This window comes from Agreia sp. PsM10, from assembly GCF_030433855.1.
Classification (GTDB): domain Bacteria; phylum Actinomycetota; class Actinomycetes; order Actinomycetales; family Microbacteriaceae; genus Agreia.
On record NZ_JARUXC010000092.1, the window covers coordinates 1 to 235 of the forward strand.

Sequence of the window (235 nt, forward strand, 5' to 3'; positions counted from 1 at the left end):
CGAAGTCGGTGCGCCGCACGCGTCACCCGAGGGGCACCGTGAGCACTGCGCCGTTCTCGGTGTCCTTCGAGCTGTAGGTCTTGAAGGGCCCCGCTCCGAGGGTGGCGATGGACTCGTTGACCTGGTTGATGTGTGAAGAGGTGTTCATGGTGCTCCCAATGGTTGTCGAGGCATCAGGCTAACGACGTCGGCTCGTGCGCATCCAGACCTTGACGAGCTCGGATCGCATCTCGAG

General features: G+C 62.6%; 1 protein-coding gene. It reads right to left on the reverse strand.

What is annotated here, in order from left to right:
• Nucleotides 1-22: 22 nt before the first annotated feature.
• Nucleotides 23-148: a hypothetical protein gene (locus QCD70_RS19135; protein ID WP_301219232.1), complete on the reverse strand. Its 126-nt coding sequence runs from the start codon at nt 146-148 to the stop codon at nt 23-25.
• Between the last annotated feature and the right edge of the window lie 87 nt (nt 149-235).

What these genes read in the sequence shown, in the direction of transcription:
- QCD70_RS19135 (WP_301219232.1), bottom strand. Translation starts at nt 148, where the DNA reads ATGAACACCTCTTCACACATCAACCAGGTCAACGAGTCCATCGCCACC.